This is a genomic window from Sporosarcina quadrami, from assembly GCF_014836615.1.
Lineage (GTDB): Bacteria > Bacillota > Bacilli > Bacillales_A > Planococcaceae > Sporosarcina > Sporosarcina quadrami.
The window spans coordinates 1-18,115 of the sequence record NZ_JACSQN010000012.1 but is presented as its reverse complement, the minus strand read 5'-3'; the positions used below and the strand labels follow the sequence as shown (position 1 = coordinate 18,115).

Here is an 18,115-nt window from a genome sequence, read left to right as displayed (position 1 = left end):
CAACATACACAAGGATTAAGGGCCGAGAAAATGAATATAAAAAGCCCTTCGCTCACGTAAATACATGAGGAAAGGCATATTTTCAAAAGCAGCACCTTTCACTCTTATCGTCCAAGGATTTAACCTTGCTCCAGGTTGGCACCTTCTCGCAGAAGTTCCTGCGCAGGTTGCCGGGTTTCATAGGGCCTGTCCCTCCACCAGCTCGGGATAAGAGTATCCGTTCATCTAACAATGCTACGAAAAAGATTGGATTTTGTCAAATACTTTCTCTGTTTCATACTTGAGTTTTCAATTAGTATAGATTATTATACGTAATGTGTTATACTATTTACGAAATGTGATGATACCCATTCAGGTGGGATTACATGTAAAGGACGGTACGATATATATGATCTCAGCGAAAATTGAAAACGGACTAAATGAGTTACTTTCAGGCAATAACGTCAACTTGCAGCCTTCAGTGGCGGAATTAGTTGAAAAAGCGACATCTCGCGGAGAAGCGGAACTTTCAACGGACGGCGCAATTACTGCGCGAACTGGTAAGTATACTGGCCGTTCTCCTGAAGATAAATACACAGTTGAAGAAGATTCTTCGAAAGATAAAATTGATTGGGGTAAAGTGAACCGTCCGATCTCCACAGAAATTTTCGATTCCTTATATACGAAAGTGCTTGGTCATTTAAAAGCGAAAGACGAATTGTTCGTCTTCAAAGGCTATGCCGGTGCTGACAAGGATTCACAGCTGTCAATTCAAGTCATCAATGAGTACGCTTGGCAAAACCTGTTTGTTCATAATCTATTCATCCGCCCTACGGCAGAAGAATTAAAGACGCATGAAGCACAATTTACAATTCTTGCAGCTCCTTCATTCAAAGCAGATCCTGAAGTGGATGGAACAAATTCCGAAACTTTCATTATTGTATCACTTGAAAAGCGTATCGTGCTAATCGGAGGTACTGAATATGCTGGAGAAATGAAAAAATCTATTTTCTCTGTTATGAACTATTTGCTTCCTGAACAAGGAATCCTTCCAATGCACTGCTCCGCTAACGTTGGAGAAGAAGGCGATGTAGCTTTATTCTTCGGTCTTTCCGGAACAGGTAAAACGACTCTATCTGCTGATGCCCACCGCAAACTAATCGGTGATGATGAGCACGGCTGGTCTGATAACGGCGTTTTCAACATCGAAGGCGGATGTTATGCAAAGTGCATCAACTTGTCCCAAGAGAAAGAACCTGAAATCTATGGCGCAATCCAGTTCGGTTCTGTTCTTGAGAACGTAGTACTAGATGAGAAGACTCGTAAACCTGATTATGACGACAATTCATTAACAGAAAATACGCGTGCGGCTTACCCTATCCAAAACATTGAAAATATCGTCACACCATCAGTTGCAGGACACCCTAAAACAATCGTGTTCTTGACTGCAGATGCATTCGGCGTATTGCCTCCAATCTCTAAATTGACGAAAGAACAGGCAATGTATCACTTCCTAAGTGGATTTACATCTAAACTTGCAGGAACTGAGCGCGGAATTACAGCACCTGAAGCAACATTCTCAACTTGCTTTGGATCTCCTTTCCTTCCATTGCCGGCAAACGTCTATGCAGAAATGCTAGGACAAAAAATTGACGAGCATGATTCACAAGTATTCCTCGTGAATACAGGTTGGACTGGAGGCGTTTATGGGGTAGGTAACCGTATGTCACTCAAGCATACTCGTACAATGGTACGTGCAGCAATCGCAGGAGATTTGAACGATGTAGAATATGAACAGAATGAAGTGTTTGGTCTAGCTATGCCAACAGCGATTGAAGGCGTTCCAACAGAAGTGTTGAACCCTCGCAACGCTTGGTCTGATCCAGCAGCATACGATCAGAAAGCGAACGAATTGGCTGATCTTTTCCGTGAAAACTTCAAGAAATTCAATCACGTTTCTGAAGCTATTTTGGAAAAAGGCGGACCGACAGCATAATGAAAAAAATCCAGGGGCCGATACGGGCACCTGGATTTTTGTATTTGCAGAAAGCTATATTAATAAATATTCATTCTTCTAAACTCCATAAAAACTCTTGTACAATTCTTCTAATTTTTTCTTACTTCGATTGACTGAATTGATTTTCACGTTATTTTCTAATAAATATGCTAAATAATTTTCAATCGATTCCTCTTCAGATGTGAAAATTCGATTTTCGATTATAGTGAAAGAAAGATGACTATCTTCCATGAGAGATTCAAGTGATAGATTGATGGAGTCTTCAACCTCAATTTCATAAATCGAGTCAGATTCATTCATATTCAGATTTCTTGTTAATTCACCTTCTTTAATAAACCAAATGGTGCTCGTTAAATCTTCCAAAATATCTAAGCTATGTGTCGATACAACGATACTAATTTTTTGATTGTGCAGGGTCCGAATTAATTGTTTTAATTCGATAATACTCGTAGGATCTAAACCATTAAAAGGTTCATCCATCAATATTAATTTTGGCTTCGTAAGTATACTCAAAGCTATTAATAAATGCTGTCTCATTCCATAAGAGTATGATTTAACAGAATCATTTACATACGAGCGTATTCCAATTAAGTCAATGACTTCTTCTATATTATATTTCCCTAACTTATAAATATTTGCAACGAAAGCTAAATGATCGTAGCCGGATAATTGAGTATATAAATAATTATCGCTCGGTAAAAATGTTACGTGCTTAAAAAAGTCGGAGTTCTTATTTGAAATACCCTTAACTGTAACTTCACCACCATCTACTTCTTCCAAAGAAAGAATTGCCCTCATTAAAGTGGATTTCCCAGCACCGTTTGGTCCCACTAAGCCGATTAAATCACCTTCATTTATTTCAAATGAAAAATCTTTTAAAACGTGTTTTTTACCATAACTTTTCGTAAGTTTATCTACTTTTAATACGATCATATTTATTTACGCTTCCTTCCTAACAATCCTGCAATAAATAATAATAAACCGCCTGAAAATAATACATTCGTTCCATACACAAAATTTACTTTTGAAGAGTTGGCTTCGATAGAACTCCACCCATCTATAACATTCCAAGTATCAAAATATATAAATGGATTTAAATAGATCCAGCTTGCTTCAATGTCATAGTTTGCAAGAAAATAGCCTGAAAATGTTAACAATAGTGTAATCATAATCGTTGCATATTGATTCCTGAACCATCTGCCTACCAAACTAAATAAACTGTTCAGGAAGAATACATGTCCGACGATAAGTAGTCCGCTTTTTACTATCATCATTAACAAACTTTCAAAGTGGAAATAAATTCCTTCTTCGAATGAGAATAATAAGCTTTCGTTATAATTTTCAAGTGAATAAACGAGCATTGGGTATTGAGATTCACCTAAACCACCGAACACTATGCCTACGAGCAAAGTAACTCCCAAAACACCCAGTAATAAAGAATACGTGATGAATAAATTGTATACCCATTTACTAACATAAACTGATTTAAATGAAATTGGTTTTGTTAATAAGAAGTTTTTGGATAATGTCGGCCTATATTCTGCTGAAATACTCGTCCACATCAAAATGACAAAAGCAGCTAAAGCAAGCCACATTATATTCCAATCAAAATATTTATAAAGGAAAAACAGCGCACTGTTGTCATATTTTACACTTTGATCATAATTTGCTTTTGCGACTTTATAATATATTTCATCGTTAATAAATTCTTTGGGATGATAAAATTTTGTGTTTAGTAAATAACTAACTTTCCACGGTGTTATATTCTTTTCATCTAAGATTCTATTTTGTTCGATGGAAGCAAGAATATTTAAACCAGAACGATTTTGTAAAGTCTTTGATATTTCTTTAATATGTTCAAAGTCTACAAAGAAAACTTCTTGATTAAATCGTTCTGTGAAATCCCCCTTTTCAATTTCATCGTAGAATTCATTCAAGTGTTTAATATCATTATTAGCAAGCTCAATCTTTTTCTTTACAGAGGCAATCTCCTCGTCAAAACCCTCTACAAATTCGCCTTTTGCTAGTAAAATCTCGCTCTCTGTTTCCATTGAAAATAAAGAAGCAGTGTTATTAGAAAGACCTACCATTCTAGTATCTATTAAGCCATCAATAATATTTGTGTACTTTTTAGGGAGCGTTACATATTGCTGATTAACATAAATAAGCGTCCCGCCAATAATTAAAAATAAAATAACAGCGTTAAAGAGTACCATATTTTTTCGTTTAGATTTTATATATTCAAATTGAATTAACTTCCACTTCTTTTTTGGGATGTATTGTTTTTTCTGTGATGAATTCGAATAATTAAATTTATAACGCAAATTTTTCATGTTAAATATAGGATATAGGGCGATTAAACATAATACCAACAAACAAAACATCAATAATAAGTAAAAGATAAAACGGTTTAGCGATAATAAATTTTCTTCGTAAAAAAATATTAAATGAATCGGGTTGAACAGTGAAAATTTAAATTGCGTGAAGATAAAATAACCTGCTAAAGGTAATGATGCAAAAAGAGTTAATGTTAGCCCCATGGACAATCTCATTCTTAGCAATGCCATTAAAAAAACCAGGAGTATTGACACAAAAATACTCCAGCCAATTGGCATATAAATGAGCCATTTCCAAACATAAACTAAGTTGCTTTCCCCAATTAAATTCACATCAATCGGATAATGAATTGTATTTATGTTTCCCGTTAATAAGACAGGTAAAAATGAAAGTAGTGCTGCAAAGAAAGCATATCCTACAATCATTATTATAAATGGAATTAGGTAACCATAGTAAATTGATGTTGGCGATAAAGAATTTAGTTTTAAAAATTCAAATGTCTGATTATCGCGATCAGATATGTATTTGTAAATAAATAACAATAAGAACAAAAAAGCAATTACAGGACTAAAAAATATCTGAAATAACTGTTTCGTAAAAAGAGAAGTATTCCATGGAGTTTTTTCTTCCAAGTAAGGAAGTTGATGCTTTTCCAACAACTCAATTTTATCTAACGGATCGAAAAAATTATTTCTCGAATGAACGATAACATCAGAATGCTCTGTGTACGTTTGATACTCTTCAATATATCTTTTTTGTTCAGTAACAAAATCTAAACTTTCTGATCGTACTTTTTGAATGATTTCTTTCAAATAATTTTCATGTATAAGTAAACTGTCTAGCGAAATTTGTTGTTCCTCATCTAAACCAAGCTCAGATTCCCTCAGTAGAAACTTACCAATAATAAAATTCAAATTACTCTTGTCATTTAAAACAGTACTTTCGAATTCTTTCAATGTTGAACTAGGCTGCTGCTGATTAAGAATTAATAACGACATCGCAACTACAATCATAGCCAATAGTGCGAATAACAAGTATTTACTTTTAACAATTCCTTTTAAAACAAACTGAACAACTTCTTTCATTTTGAGTACCTCCAAGACAGGAATATGCCTTATTTGCACGTCTATTCTTATAATTCAATATTTACATATATCTTACAATAAGTATATAGGATTTTAGCCATGGTTAAAAACTATATAAAAAAAGAAAAAGCACCGCTAATGCGATGCCCATTTGTCTTTTAATATAGTGTTATTAAGCAATGTTAACTTTTATACCACTGCTTTAGCTCTATTAGAACAAATCATTTCCTTGCATCTTCATCCAATCACATAAATCCCTAACCGTCTGTGCATTATGTTCTGCGGGAAAATGATGTGTATACTCCGGAAAGAACCACGTTTCGTATGTTTTTTTATGTTCACGCAACGCATCTTCCAGCAATATTGCCTGCTCAAATGAGACATTTTCATCTTTCATCCCATGTATAATCAGGACATTCGCTTCGATTTCATCCACACGGAACAAAGCCGTTCGTTCCCGATACGCATCAGGCATATTGACAGGCGTCCCACCAATAACTCTCTTCATCATCCTTCGCATATCTTCCCGCTCATTATATGTAAAAACAACATCTGAAACACCCGCCCACGTGACGACGGAAGTGATATCGTCGCGCAAAATAGCTGTCCAAAGCGCCATGATTCCGCCTCTTGAGAAAGCATATAGATGGATTCTGTCTTTATTCGCAGGCATGTGCTGTTTCAGGACGTCAACCGCATACACTGCATCCGAACGGTCCCCTCCGGCAAACTCATCACGTCCTTCGCCACCCCTGTTGCCACGATAGTAAGGTGCAAATACGATAAAACCTTGTGAAGCAAATTGGGCAATTCTTGACGGTCGTACCATTCCGATATGTTGCATGCCGCCACGTAAGTAAAGAATGCCTTCATAGTTCCCTTCAACTTTCGGCTGGGCCAGCAAGCCTTTTACTTTAAGACCATCTGACATATAGGTGATTTCTTGCAGAAGTATATGTGGGTTCGGGGAGGGGTAATCCCTTTTGGATACAATTGATCCGTTACTTTGCAAACTGCATCACCCGCTTTCGTATTTCTTTCATCCCTTCATCTTTCATATGGAAGCTCAGCTCATCACAATTTGACAATTCCTCATCGGTCATCCACAACGCACCTAACGTTTCGAACAATTGAGGATGTCCATCAATACTCGCAACTTTTGCAGTATATACAGCTTTGCAGAATGGCTCATCACTGTTTACTACATACTCCGCAAAACGGATTAAATTTGTAATCGTCACGCCAGTTTCTTCGATGGTTTCCCGGATGGCTGCTTCCTCGAGTGACTCGCCTTCTTCTGCCTTGCCACCCGGAAATTCAATTCCTCGTAAATTATGTCTCGTCAACAACCATTTACCTTCATGTTTTAACACGACGAGCACATGCCGTGCTTCCATTCCTAGCCGATTCTCTCCAAATGTCAATTCGACATGTGCTCCTAGCAAATCTGTATAAATTGTACTCATGTCGCTCTCATCCTTTCTTTCAAATATCGGATGAAGAACGGAGTCCTTGTGAACTAGCGCGTTATTTCTACCGGTTTGAATAACGGCAATCCTTCAATAAACTTCTTCGTTTCAGCATCCGAAAACTCATGAATTAATGCATATAACTTCCTCGTCTTCATATCAACTTCATGATTGTTCTTATCATAATGGTAAGGGACATATGGCAAATGTGCACGCAAGAAGTTCCTGAATTCCAATTTGTCCATCTGCCTGAATATCTCCTGAAATACAGGTAGAAATTCCTTGCCCATTTCTACTTCATATTCCCATGGCGACGCATATTTATGAGGATAGATCTGCTGACTACCGATTGAAACATACATTTTCACTTTTTCATTTTCCATATGAACCCACCCTTTTTTTTAGTAGTATGGCTCATAGGTCTAAAACAATGCACTACTATAATTAAAAATCAAAACGCTTATTTTAACAAAAAAGCACGAATCCCCAAAATAAGGAATTCGCACTTCTACCTAAGCTTTACTATCGATGACAGTGCCTTTATGAGGATGGCTGGCAACAGAAGGTTGGTCTGGTAAAGCATTCAACATTTCTGTCGCTGCAGTCGTATTCATCGTCAGTGCTTTACTCATTACACTCATTTGAACGGTCGACTGCAAACTTCTCAATTGGCTTGCCATAATGGAATTCATGTCCACAATCCATTCCTCCCTTCATATTACTTCTATCGGAGGATTAATGAATAAGTGAAGCATTACTTATTATCTTCACCAAGAAATGCGTTCAACATCCATTGGTGCTTTTCAATGCTCTGATAAATAGCATTCAATAGGTCTTCAGTTCTATCGTCACCATTTTCAGCAGCTAGCTCCATGCCTTTATTTAACGACTTCATAATCTTGTCGAAATCATCGACAGTTGTCTTTACCATATCTTCCGCTTTTTCTTTGCCAGTTGCCTCTTTTACGACAGACTCGCTTAAATGCTCTTTCAATGTTGCTGTCGGTTCTCCACCAAGTGTCAAAACCCGTTCTGCAATTTCATCCATATGCAACGTCGCTTCTGTATAAAGCTCTTCGAACTTAGCATGCAACGTAAAGAACTCTTTGCCTTTTACATACCAATGATAGTTATGCAATTTCGCATACATGACTGACCATGTGGATACTTGTTTGTTCAATTCTGTCATTAATTCTTTACTCATCTAAACAACCTCTTTCCGTTATATAATGCTTCTCTCTGTTAATTTACCACTGAAACAAATAAAATAAACATACGACAGAAAGTAAGGTGTTTAATTCGTGAAATCGATATTAATCGGTATTATAAAGGTGTACCAAAAAATACTATCTCCCTTAACTCCACCAACTTGCCGCTTCTATCCAACTTGCTCGCATTATGGAGTTGAAGCTTTGCAGAAACACGGAGCTTTAAAAGGTTCGTGGCTCGCTATAAAAAGAATCTCAAGATGTCATCCTTTCCATGAAGGCGGATTCGACCCTGTGCCAGAGAAAGAGTTGAAAAAGTGAAAATACCGGTATAATCCGGTATTTTTTTCTTTTTCTATTGCCAAACTGTTAATCATCTTGTATTATAAGAAAGTATTCAAATCGTAATCATTACTATTAGCAAGCGGAGGTATTACAAATGAAGAAAAGACTATTCTTTATTTCTCTCTTATTCATTCTGACGTTGATTGTCAGTGCATGTGGAAATAAAGATCATAAAAATGAAGTGGTAAAGAAAGAAGATGGAGTGCTGTCAGTATACACAACTGTCTATCCTCTTCAATTCTTCACTGAACAAATCGGTGGCGAATATGTAGATGTCAAATCGATTTATCCAGCTGGGGCAGATGAACACTCTTTCGATCCAACACAAAAAGATATGATGGCTTTATCAAAATCTGATCTCTTTTTCTATATCGGACTTGGTCTAGAAGGATTTGTTGAAAACGCCCAGAAAACACTAAAAAATGAACACGTTGAAATGATTGCTACTGCAAATGCCATTCCCGAGAGCAAGTTAAGTGAAAATGATGAGCATGAGCATGGAGAAGATGAACATGATGAGCACGGCGAAGAAGAGCATCATGACCATGGCGAATTTGACCCCCATGTATGGATATCTCCAACATTAAGTATTGAATTGGCACGGTCAATTCAAGATTCACTTATTACAAAAATGCCGGAACAGAAAGACACATTCATGAAGAATTTCGATAAACTTGAAAATAATCTTCTTGAGTTGGATGACCGTTTCAAGAAAATGACCGAGCAAGCTCCTACTAAGACATTCTTCGTATCCCATGCTGCTTTCGGATACATTGCCAATGACTACGGATTGCATCAAGTCGCTATTGCTGGGCTGAATTCCCAAAATGAGCCTTCACAAAAACAACTGACTAAAATAGTAGAGCAAGCAAAGCAAGAGAATGTGCAATATATCTTATTCGAGCAAAACGTCTCGTCAAAATTGACTGAAGTCGTCCGCAAAGAACTAGGTGCAGAAGCGTTGACTCTTCATAATCTAGGCGTGCTTACCCAAGAAGACATGGATAATAATGAAACATACTTCACATTAATGGAACGGAACTTGAGCGTCTTCGAAAAAGCGCTCAACTCTAAATAAGAAAATGCCTCTTCCGACAAATGGAGGAGGCATTTTTCTATTCGTTCCGTTTCAAATCCAACGATGCTTTCAATTGTCGTCTAAGCAATTTATTTGATGCGTTACGAGGAAGTTCATTGACAATATAAAAAGCTTTCGGTACTTTGTATCCTGCTAATCTTTGCTTACAGAAATCATTCAGTTGTTCTTTAGATATCTTTTTATCCGTAACGATAAACGCTACAGGAACACTTCCCCACTCCTTATCCTCCTGACCACATACACCAGCTTCCAACACGTCCGGATGAGATACAAGTACATTTTCAATTTCAGCGGGATAAATATTTTCGCCACCTGAAATAATTAAATCAGAACGTCGATCAACGATATATAGATAGCCTTCAGCATCTATATAGCCTACATCACCTGTTTGAAGCCATCCATCAACAAGCGGACTTTTTTCTGACGCATGACCGATATACCCTGGCGTGACATGTGGACCAGCGACTAGCACCTCACCGATATCCAAAGGATTCACAGCAGCCGCTATTGTTATCCGGTTGAAAAATAGTGGTTTCCCTGCAGATCCCGACTTTCTTAAAGCATCCTCTGCTGCAAGCGTTGCAGTTTGGGAACTCGTTTCTGTCATGCCGTAAGTCTGTAAGACCGGTAATCGTCTTTCAAGTGACCTTTGTAAATAATCGTCAGGAATTGGCCCTCCACCTGCAAGAATCGTCTTGAATGAGGGACTGGCAACAGCGTCTGTTTTTTCCATCTCAGCAAGAATACGTTGCAATCCAGTAGCGACAACAGACAGTCTCGTCACAGATCCCCGAGCTATTTCCATCGCAACTTCACGTGCATCAAATTTCGCATATAGCCTCACTTCCATGCCATACAGAACGGATCTCACTAAGATTGAAAAGCCGCTAATATGAAATAACGGCATTGTGCATAGCCAACGATCTTCTTCATCTAAACCGAGATTCAGTACGGAAGAGAGCGCACTGGACGTATGATTACCTGCTGTTTGACGGACTCCCTTTGGAAAACCGGTTGTTCCGGACGTATACATAATTGTAATCGTTCTAGATGGATTCCATATTTCTGTAATTGTATAAGGTATTTCAGGTAGTGATTTGATTTCCGTAAATGTCTTCGTTTCAGTCTTACTTACACGTATGATCTTATGAAATTCATCAGCCATTAACACTACTTTCGCTTCGCTATCATTCAGTTGCCAATCAATCTCATCAGCAGTCAAACGATTATTCAGCATAACAACTTCCATCCCTGCGAGAAGGCAGCCGTGAATAACGAAAACCATTTCAGGAGTTGACGATCCCAACAAGGCAATGCGATCTCCTTCTTGCAATTCAATTGAACGTAATTTCTTTGCAATCGTTACCGCTTCTTTTTTCAGTTCGCTGAATGTCCACTTATCGTCACCAAATGACAACGCGATACGGTCTGGTGTCAAAAAAGCCCTTTGAAGTAACCAATTTGGAATCACAACAAAACCTCCTTTCATCGAAAAAACTGCCTGTAAAAGGCAGTTTAGATTGTACAGTATTAAGGGAAACGAGGGAATTGACCAAAATCAGGCTTGCGCTTCTCTTTGAAAGCGTCTCTTCCTTCTTTCGCTTCATCAGTCGTATAGTAAAGAAGTGTAGCGTCACCAGCCATTTGTTGAAGACCTGCAAGTCCATCCGTATCAGCATTCATTGCAGCTTTAACGAAACGAAGGGCAGTCGGACTCATACCAAGCATCTCTTCACACCATTGAACCGTTTCATCTTCCAACTGATCGTAAGGGACGACTGTGTTGACGAGACCCATATCCAATGCCTCCTGCGCATCATATTGACGGCATAGGAACCAGATTTCACGCGCCTTTTTATGACCAACGATACGTGCAAGGTAACCTGAACCATATCCAGCATCGAATGAACCGACTTTAGGTCCTGTTTGACCGAAACGAGCATTGTCTGCAGCAATCGTCAAATCACAGACAACGTGTAAGACATGTCCGCCTCCAATTGCGAAACCTGCAACCATTGCCACGACGGGTTTTGGTATTACGCGGATTAACCTTTGTAAGTCAAGTACGTTCAAACGCGGGATTTCGTCATCGCCTACATATCCGCCATGTCCCCGGACAGATTGATCTCCACCAGAACAGAATGCTTTTTCACCTTCACCAGTTAAAATGATGACACCTATACTAGAATCATCTCTTGCGCGTGAAAAAGCATCAATTAGTTCCATTACAGTTTTCGGACGGAATGCATTTCGCACTTCCGGACGGTTGATCGTAACTTTAGCAATGCCATTGTACTTTTCATATTTAATATCTTCATATGTACGAATTGTTTCCCATTGACGAGTCATATTGTTCCTCCTTAGATTTTAGTGTAACTCATTCATATAGTCCTTAATCATTGTAGCAAACAATGACGGTTTTTCCACGTGAATTGCATGGCCTGCGTCAGAAACGACAGTATGCTTCCAAGACGGCACACGTTTTTTCATTTCCATAGCTATGTTGACGAACTTTTCATCCAGTTCTCCCGTTAGCAGTAAAACAGGTTTCCTTATCGAGTCGAGCATATGCCAATAAGACGGCTGGCTTCCCGTACCAATACCTAAGAGACTATTGGATAGTCCTTTTTCGGTTTGACTCAACCTCTCCTGACGAATCTGTTCACGTTGTTCAGTCGGCAACGCCTTCTGTGAATTAAACAAAGGGATGTTCTCCCAACTGTTTACAAACGACTTCAATCCATTGTCCATTATTTTCTTTGCTAATAGTCGATCGGCTGCTTTCCTAGTATGACGATCAGCTTCATCTTCCAATCCAGGTGAACTGCTTTCAAGAATGAGGGCATTAACCTTCTCGGGATATTCCACTGTATAGCCTAATGCAATCCGGCCGCCCATTGAATAGCCGACAAGGTGGAAAGCCTGCATATTCAATTCATTAAAAAGCTCATTCAGATCGGTCAATTGTTCCTTCATCCCATAACGTTCTGGATCATCCGGAATACTTGTTTTCCCATGCCCCGTCAAGTCGACTGCGACTGTTCTGTAGCTTCCAGCCAAATGACGGCGGACATCCATCCATGTAGACGTACTGCCTGTAAAACCATGCAAGAAAACAACCGTAGGCAAATGCTCTTCCCCTTCGATTTCCACGTAAATTGACTGTCCACGAATCGGAACATTCCGTTTAGTCATCCGCTTCGATCCTTTCGACAATATCAGCCCAATAAGCACGATGCGACTGTACATTAATAGGTCTGTTTGTGAACACTTCCAATATGCGTACGTCTTTGGTTTTTTCTTTTCGTATTTCATCTTCGAATTGTTCCACTGTATGAATTGCTGCATACTGTGCATCATACATTGCTGCAATATGCTCAAACGTCAAACCCGTTGGCGTTCCGAATAATTCTTCAAAGTGATTGGAAACAGTCGCCTGTGGCAAGTATGAAAAAATACCTCCGCCATCGTTGTTTAAAATGATGATTGTCAAATCTGTTTTGTGAAAGCGCGACACAATCAATCCATTGACATCATGTAAAAATGATAAATCCCCAATGAGCAAATATGCCGGTCGTTTGCGAGCTGTTTGAATGCCAAACGCGGTGGAAACAACCCCATCAATACCGTTCGCACCTCTGTTTGAGAATAAGCTCAACTCTTTATCCGTTTTCGCAAAAAAAGTATCCATATCACGGATCGGCATACTGCTACCGCTAACAAGATCACTTCCGTCCGGCACACATTCAATCAACTTCTTGACGATTACTCCCTCATCCCCGGGAATTCCTTCATATGACCTCGTTGCATCCTCGGCAATACTGTCTGCAAATGACCAGATTCTCGTATAGTCGGGCTGTTGATTAGTGACTAGGATTTCCATCACTGAGTTAGTAGAAACTTGTAGATGATGCGTAACGATGCCAAGAGAATCTCTAAACTCTGGAGATTCATCTACCGCAATGAAAAACTCCGGAGGATAATTCTTTAGAAATATTGATAACGGTTTTGAAACTGGTTGTGGGCCAAATCGGATAACCGTATGTGCTTGTACTTTTTCTTTGAATACATCACTTTTCAACAATGCGTCATAATGCGTAATGCACAACTCTCTGCAGTCATCCGGCACTTCAGATCGTAAGTTGGATAAAGGATCCGCCACTACTGGCCACTGGAGCGACTTTGCAAACTTCCAAAACAGCTCTTTATTAAATCCGACAGGCATTTCACCTGCGATAATCAAACCGTTAGGAGCATCCGACAATATTTTTCGGATTTTCTCCATTGCTTCATATGGAAGAGCAGTATCTCCTTGAACGGACTCCATGAAAGAACCTACTGGTGCTTTTTGTGCAAAATCGATTAATAAAGGTTCGCGCAAAGGAATATTAAGATGAATTGGCCCCATTGGTTCCGTCAATGAAACCGAAACAGCACGTTGAATATGCCTTTCTAAATAACGATCCATCTCATCATTCTCTTCAGCTAAAGGCAAATCGACACTGAATTTCACATGCTTTCCATACATATTCAGCTGATCGATGGCTTGTGGAGCTCCTACTCCACGCAGTTCATGAGGACGATCGGCAGTTATGACAATTAGCGGGAGACGCGCATAATACGCTTCTGTGATCGCTGGATGATAATTCGATGCGGCTGTCCCTGAAGTACACAGGAGAACTACAGGTTTACAGGATGCCTTTGCAATCCCTAATGCAAAATAAGCTGCGGAACGTTCATCTACTTGCATGTAAGTGTGCAGTTGTTCTGAAGCAGCAAATGCATAGGCTAACGGCGTTGAACGCGATCCTGGGCTAATGACTGCAACTGTCACTCCTGCTTTGATTAATGACTCTGTCATTCGCAACACGTGTCCCGTTAAAACTTTCTGATCAGCCATTCAACTTTCCTCCAAGCGACCTTAATACAGGTCTGAACTTCACCCATGTTTCGTCATACTCTTCGTTTGGATCGGAATCTGCCACTATCCCTCCGCCCGCATATAAATAAGCATGATTAGCCTGAATTAAAGCCGAACGGATGCCTACTGCAAACTCTCCATTTCCTGAAGCGTCTGTCCAGCCGATTGGGGCAGCATAATAACCCCTATCCATCTCTTCGTGTTTCCGGATCATCTCCAGAGCAACCGTTGTCGGGACTCCTCCCAATGCCGGTGTTGGATGTAATGCTTCTACAAATGAAAAGATATTATTTTGCTGTCCAATTGATCCTTCAACCGAAGTGTATAAATGTTGTATATCACGGATTTTCATTAATTTCGGTATTTTAGGTATTAGAACGTCTTCACAATATGATTCGAAAACTTTTGAAATCATACTAACAACATGTTGATGCTCCTCACGATTCTTCGGATCACCTAACAACTCTTCTCCTAGTTCCCGGTCTTCCTTAGCCGACTTACCGCGTCTAATCGAACCAGCTACACAAGCAGAATAGACTTTTCCATCTTTCACTTCAATTAACCTTTCTGGTGTTGCGCCAAAGAAAAGCGAAGTACCAACTTGAAGTCCGAAATGATAACTTTCCTGCTGTTCATTCGTAATGGCTTGCAATACAGTCGTTGCAGCAAGATCTTGTTCGAACTCAAGCTCGATAGCACGTGCAATGACAACCTTATCTGCTTTTCCTTCTTTAATCTGTTGTGTCACATTTTCAACTGCTTCAATATATTTTTCTTTCCCACGTTCAATCGTTTCGATCACTTTATTTTTTACAGTAATATCAAACTCTTCTACTTGTGCAATATGAATGAGCCTGTCCCTTTCTTCACGAAGCTTATCGAAAATGGTTGTTGCATTTTCACTATCAGTTATCAAATTCACGGAAAGTAGTGTTTTTCCATCAGCAATTTTCAATTGAAATGAAGGCACAAAGAAATAGGATGAGGGAAATTCATTCCACTCTGAATGGTGTCTATTTTGTTCATCGTATGAGAATCCTCCAAACAACACTGGAGCCATGTCCTTCTCTTCTTTCACCAATTTACTGCATAGTTGTTGCCACTTGTCGGAGATATCACTGTATCGTCCATGCTTTTTTTCATTCATTAAAATATGAGCATGACCAATTCCAACTAGCGTCATTGTCTTATCAGCATTTTGCCAATAAAACCTTTCGTGATTATATGTTGAATGTCCTGCTTCAAAAAACAATAATGGTGAAATCCTTCCGACTTCAACTGTTTCCGTGAAAAAGTGCGTATAAGGAGACAAGACTGTCTGTTTTGCTTTAGCCCCATCCGTTATTTTGTAACTCATAATTTTCTCTCCTTCTGTTTAAATCGAGCAATATGTGAGATCGTAAATGAATGTAATTATGAAGAAGTGACTTCTTACTTCTATTATACCGAAACTCTGATGATCTCGCATAGATAATGCAAAGAAGGATACCTTCTTAGTCGAATTTGGAGTACAATGGATAACGGAAACATTAGAATAGGAGAGAATACAATGCAACATACGATTAAAGCAGATACAGGGTGGAGGATATGGTGGCAACTTACCCGTCCGCATACATTGACGGCCGCGTTCGCCCCGGTATTTCTAGGAACAATGATCGCATTAACTTATGACAAGCTTCACTTCCCATTATTTATCGCTATGCTCGTCGCAAGTCTGCTAATCCAAATGGCGACTAATATGTTCAACGAGTATTATGATTTTAAAAGGGGATTGGATACAGAGCACTCTGTTGGAATAGGTGGTACTATTGTCCGAAATGGCATTCGAGCAAAAACTGTCCTAAACATCGCCTTAGCACTTTATGCAATATCAGTGTTAATCGGTATTTATATTTGCAGTCAGACATCTTGGGGACTAGCAGTCGTTGGACTTATATCCATGTTAATTGGGTATCTCTATACTGGTGGTCCTTATCCGATAGCCTATACTCCCTTTGGAGAATTAGTGTCTGGCGTTGTAATGGGGATGCTACTCATACTCATCGCTTTCTACATTCAGACGGGAACAGTGACAAAAGATGCCATACTAATCTCCATACCAAGCATGCTTCTCGTCGGAGCTATAATGATGGCGAATAACATTCGGGATATTGAAGGAGACAAATTGGGTGGCAGGAAGACGTTAGCGATTTTAGTTGGCAGGAAAAATGCTGTCACTGTTTTAGCTATGTTTTTCATCATCGCCTATGTTTGGATAATCGGTCTCATTATCACTGGACATTTGACAATTTGGGGTTTACTCGTACTAATAAGTGTCCCCAAGCCGATAAAAGCAATTACTATTTTTAAGAACCATCTTCTGCCTATTCAAGTCATGCCCGCTATGAAAAACACAGCAGTCACTAACACCTTGTTCGGTCTGCTTCTTGGCATTGGAATTCTAATTGCACATCTTGTATGACTAAAAAGGACATGCCTTCAAGCATGTCCTTTTTTTGTTATTTGATGTGAATGTTTAGTTTATCCGTAATAGAGGGAAATGAAAAAGTACACTACCAAATTGTGTACGATATGAACTTAAATAGTAAGAGCATACTAAACGGAATAAACTAAAGGATGTGCTGTAGATGTTGACAGATAAACAAAAAGAACAACTTAAAAATGAGCTCTTGGAATTAAGGACGCAATTAGCCAAAACTGAAAAGGAAACAGACATTAAAGAGTCTTCACAAGACGATGTTGGGGAATTATCTATGTATGACAATCATCCAGCCGATATGGGAACCGAATTGTTCGAACGTGAAAAGGATATGGCTTTAAATACACACGCTTCGGATGAAATAGAAAAAGTAGAAAAGGCGTTAGAAGCAATTAATGAAGGAACCTACGGCATTTGTGAAGTGTGTAAGACAGAGATACCATTTGAACGTTTGGAAGCTATACCGTATACAACCTACTGTATCGACCATGCTACCGAGAGAGATATTCGTGAAGATAGACCTGTTGAGGACGACATGCTAATTATGGCCAACCCAAATTCGTTTGCTGATCGAAGAGAAGGTGTAAGGAGAGATAGTGAAGACAGTTTCCAAGAAATCGCAAAATCGGGTACATCTGAAACACCATCCGATTTCATAGGAGATCATAATGACTATAATACTTTATATGATGATAAGATACTTGAGGGCGCAGCAGATAAAATGGAGGAATTCGTCAGTACAGACATCAGCGGTGAATCCCGTGGATTTGTCCGATCCGAAGCTTCTGAGAAATATGAAGAAGAATTAGATGAAGAAGGAATCGAGTCCCCTTTAGGAGACATTCCCTATAAAGAAAAAGACAGCTATACAGAAGATAAATAAAAAAAGTCCACAACCATCATGTAAATGGTTGTGGACTTTTATGTATGACCCCTACGGGATTCGAACCCGTGTTACCGCCGTGAAAGGGCGGTGTCTTAACCGCTTGACCAAGGGGCCAGCAATATGGCGGAGAAGGAGGGATTCGAACCCTCGCACCGCTTTCGCGACCTATGCCCTTAGCAGGGGCACCTCTTGAGCCTCTTGAGTACTTCCCCGTAAAAAATGGCTCCGCAGGTAGGACTCGAACCTACGACCGATCGGTTAACAGCCGATTGCTCTACCACTGAGCTACT

The 18,115-nt window shown here is 39.2% G+C and carries 17 protein-coding genes, 2 tRNA genes and 1 riboswitch; of the genes, 5 read left to right on the top strand and 14 right to left on the bottom strand.

From position 1 onward, the window contains the following. Positions 1 to 101: 101 nt before the first annotated feature. A riboswitch (SAM riboswitch) is annotated at positions 102 to 214 on the bottom strand. A gap of 174 nt (positions 215 to 388) precedes the next feature. Beyond that, a complete protein-coding gene (pckA, locus tag H9649_RS13080; RefSeq protein WP_191695350.1) occupies positions 389 to 1,975 on the top strand; it encodes a phosphoenolpyruvate carboxykinase (ATP) in 1,587 nt (528 codons plus the stop codon). Positions 1,976 to 2,053: 78 nt separating this feature from the next. Here the strand turns inward: pckA and H9649_RS13075 are convergent, their stop codons facing one another. The 7 genes from H9649_RS13075 to H9649_RS13045 all read right to left on the bottom strand — a co-directional run bounded on the left by H9649_RS13075 (position 2,054) and on the right by H9649_RS13045 (position 8,091). Further along, the gene (locus H9649_RS13075; RefSeq protein WP_191695349.1) at positions 2,054 to 2,929 is read right to left on the bottom strand and encodes an ABC transporter ATP-binding protein; all 876 of its coding nucleotides are present in this window, start codon (positions 2,927 to 2,929) and stop codon (positions 2,054 to 2,056) included. Between the two features lie 2 nt (positions 2,930 to 2,931). Beyond that, complete coding sequence (locus H9649_RS13070; protein ID WP_191695348.1) at positions 2,932 to 5,418, bottom strand: ABC transporter permease subunit; 2,487 nt, start codon at positions 5,416 to 5,418, stop codon at positions 2,932 to 2,934. 211 nt (positions 5,419 to 5,629) lie between these two features. Continuing rightward, positions 5,630 to 6,430: an alpha/beta hydrolase family protein gene (locus tag H9649_RS13065; RefSeq protein ID WP_191695347.1), complete on the bottom strand. Its 801-nt coding sequence runs from the start codon at positions 6,428 to 6,430 to the stop codon at positions 5,630 to 5,632. Then, positions 6,420 to 6,884 (bottom strand): NUDIX domain-containing protein, encoded by a 465-nt coding sequence (locus H9649_RS13060; protein WP_191695346.1) that lies wholly within the window; start codon positions 6,882 to 6,884, stop codon positions 6,420 to 6,422. The genes H9649_RS13065 and H9649_RS13060 overlap by 11 nt, the downstream gene beginning before the upstream one ends. Positions 6,885 to 6,937: 53 nt before the next feature. Further along, positions 6,938 to 7,270 (bottom strand): transposase, encoded by a 333-nt coding sequence (locus H9649_RS13055; RefSeq protein ID WP_225229878.1) that lies wholly within the window; start codon positions 7,268 to 7,270, stop codon positions 6,938 to 6,940. Between the two features lie 129 nt (positions 7,271 to 7,399). Then, positions 7,400 to 7,579, bottom strand: coding sequence for a putative motility protein (locus H9649_RS13050; RefSeq protein ID WP_225229890.1), 180 nt, complete (start codon positions 7,577 to 7,579; stop codon positions 7,400 to 7,402). 62 nt (positions 7,580 to 7,641) lie between these two features. Further along, the gene (locus H9649_RS13045) at positions 7,642 to 8,091 is read right to left on the bottom strand and encodes a Dps family protein (protein WP_191695344.1); all 450 of its coding nucleotides are present in this window, start codon (positions 8,089 to 8,091) and stop codon (positions 7,642 to 7,644) included. A gap of 97 nt (positions 8,092 to 8,188) precedes the next feature. Between H9649_RS13045 and yidD the strand changes: the two genes are divergently transcribed. Together yidD and H9649_RS13035 are read left to right on the top strand one after the other, a co-directional pair. Continuing rightward, positions 8,189 to 8,416: a membrane protein insertion efficiency factor YidD gene (yidD, locus tag H9649_RS13040; RefSeq protein ID WP_191695343.1), complete on the top strand. Its 228-nt coding sequence runs from the start codon at positions 8,189 to 8,191 to the stop codon at positions 8,414 to 8,416. Between the two features lie 118 nt (positions 8,417 to 8,534). Further along, positions 8,535 to 9,518, top strand: coding sequence for a metal ABC transporter solute-binding protein, Zn/Mn family (locus H9649_RS13035; RefSeq protein ID WP_191695342.1), 984 nt, complete (start codon positions 8,535 to 8,537; stop codon positions 9,516 to 9,518). A gap of 37 nt (positions 9,519 to 9,555) precedes the next feature. Here H9649_RS13035 and H9649_RS13030 read toward each other — a convergent pair whose 3' ends face one another. The 5 genes from H9649_RS13030 to H9649_RS13010 are packed head-to-tail and all read right to left on the bottom strand — an operon-like array spanning position 9,556 to position 15,817. Then, on the bottom strand, positions 9,556 to 11,010 hold the full coding sequence (locus tag H9649_RS13030) for an o-succinylbenzoate--CoA ligase (protein WP_191695341.1): 1,455 nt from the start codon (positions 11,008 to 11,010) through the stop codon (positions 9,556 to 9,558). Positions 11,011 to 11,069: 59 nt separating this feature from the next. Further along, on the bottom strand, positions 11,070 to 11,888 hold the full coding sequence (gene menB, locus H9649_RS13025; protein ID WP_191695340.1) for a 1,4-dihydroxy-2-naphthoyl-CoA synthase: 819 nt from the start codon (positions 11,886 to 11,888) through the stop codon (positions 11,070 to 11,072). 18 nt (positions 11,889 to 11,906) lie between these two features. Further along, positions 11,907 to 12,734, bottom strand: a complete 828-nt coding sequence (gene menH / locus H9649_RS13020) for a 2-succinyl-6-hydroxy-2,4-cyclohexadiene-1-carboxylate synthase (protein WP_191695339.1) — start codon at positions 12,732 to 12,734, stop codon at positions 11,907 to 11,909. Then, entirely contained in the window at positions 12,727 to 14,439 is a 1,713-nt protein-coding gene (gene menD / locus H9649_RS13015) for a 2-succinyl-5-enolpyruvyl-6-hydroxy-3-cyclohexene-1-carboxylic-acid synthase (RefSeq protein ID WP_191695338.1), read from the bottom strand. Before menD ends, menH begins: the two co-directional genes overlap by 8 nt. Next, positions 14,432 to 15,817, bottom strand: coding sequence for an isochorismate synthase (locus tag H9649_RS13010; protein WP_191695337.1), 1,386 nt, complete (start codon positions 15,815 to 15,817; stop codon positions 14,432 to 14,434). Before H9649_RS13010 ends, menD begins: the two co-directional genes overlap by 8 nt. Before the next feature lie 192 nt (positions 15,818 to 16,009). On the opposite strand from H9649_RS13010, the gene H9649_RS13005 reads away from it, so the two are divergent. Together H9649_RS13005 and H9649_RS13000 are read left to right on the top strand one after the other, a co-directional pair. Then, positions 16,010 to 16,921, top strand: coding sequence for a 1,4-dihydroxy-2-naphthoate polyprenyltransferase (locus H9649_RS13005; RefSeq protein WP_191695336.1), 912 nt, complete (start codon positions 16,010 to 16,012; stop codon positions 16,919 to 16,921). Positions 16,922 to 17,087: 166 nt separating this feature from the next. Then, positions 17,088 to 17,822, top strand: coding sequence for a TraR/DksA C4-type zinc finger protein (locus tag H9649_RS13000; protein WP_191695335.1), 735 nt, complete (start codon positions 17,088 to 17,090; stop codon positions 17,820 to 17,822). Positions 17,823 to 17,867: 45 nt separating this feature from the next. Here the strand turns inward: H9649_RS13000 and H9649_RS12995 are convergent. Continuing rightward, a tRNA-Glu gene (locus tag H9649_RS12995) sits at positions 17,868 to 17,939 on the bottom strand. Positions 17,940 to 17,946: 7 nt separating this feature from the next. Beyond that, positions 17,947 to 18,037, bottom strand: a tRNA-Ser gene (locus H9649_RS12990). Positions 18,038 to 18,115 lie beyond the last annotated feature (78 nt).

Coding starts and splice junctions, on each gene's coding strand:
- H9649_RS13050 (WP_225229890.1), bottom strand. CDS start 7,579: ATGAATTCCATTATGGCAAGCCAATTGAGAAGTTTGCAGTCGACCGTT.
- menH (WP_191695339.1), bottom strand. CDS start 12,734: ATGACTAAACGGAATGTTCCGATTCGTGGACAGTCAATTTACGTGGAA.
- H9649_RS13070 (WP_191695348.1), bottom strand. CDS start 5,418: ATGAAAGAAGTTGTTCAGTTTGTTTTAAAAGGAATTGTTAAAAGTAAA.
- H9649_RS13005 (WP_191695336.1), top strand. CDS start 16,010: ATGCAACATACGATTAAAGCAGATACAGGGTGGAGGATATGGTGGCAA.
- H9649_RS13060 (WP_191695346.1), bottom strand. CDS start 6,884: ATGAGTACAATTTATACAGATTTGCTAGGAGCACATGTCGAATTGACA.
- H9649_RS13045 (WP_191695344.1), bottom strand. CDS start 8,091: ATGAGTAAAGAATTAATGACAGAATTGAACAAACAAGTATCCACATGG.
- menD (WP_191695338.1), bottom strand. CDS start 14,439: ATGGCTGATCAGAAAGTTTTAACGGGACACGTGTTGCGAATGACAGAG.
- H9649_RS13035 (WP_191695342.1), top strand. CDS start 8,535: ATGAAGAAAAGACTATTCTTTATTTCTCTCTTATTCATTCTGACGTTG.
- H9649_RS13075 (WP_191695349.1), bottom strand. CDS start 2,929: ATGATCGTATTAAAAGTAGATAAACTTACGAAAAGTTATGGTAAAAAA.
- H9649_RS13010 (WP_191695337.1), bottom strand. CDS start 15,817: ATGAGTTACAAAATAACGGATGGGGCTAAAGCAAAACAGACAGTCTTG.
- H9649_RS13055 (WP_225229878.1), bottom strand. CDS start 7,270: ATGGAAAATGAAAAAGTGAAAATGTATGTTTCAATCGGTAGTCAGCAG.
- pckA (WP_191695350.1), top strand. CDS start 389: ATGATCTCAGCGAAAATTGAAAACGGACTAAATGAGTTACTTTCAGGC.
- H9649_RS13000 (WP_191695335.1), top strand. CDS start 17,088: ATGTTGACAGATAAACAAAAAGAACAACTTAAAAATGAGCTCTTGGAA.
- menB (WP_191695340.1), bottom strand. CDS start 11,888: ATGACTCGTCAATGGGAAACAATTCGTACATATGAAGATATTAAATAT.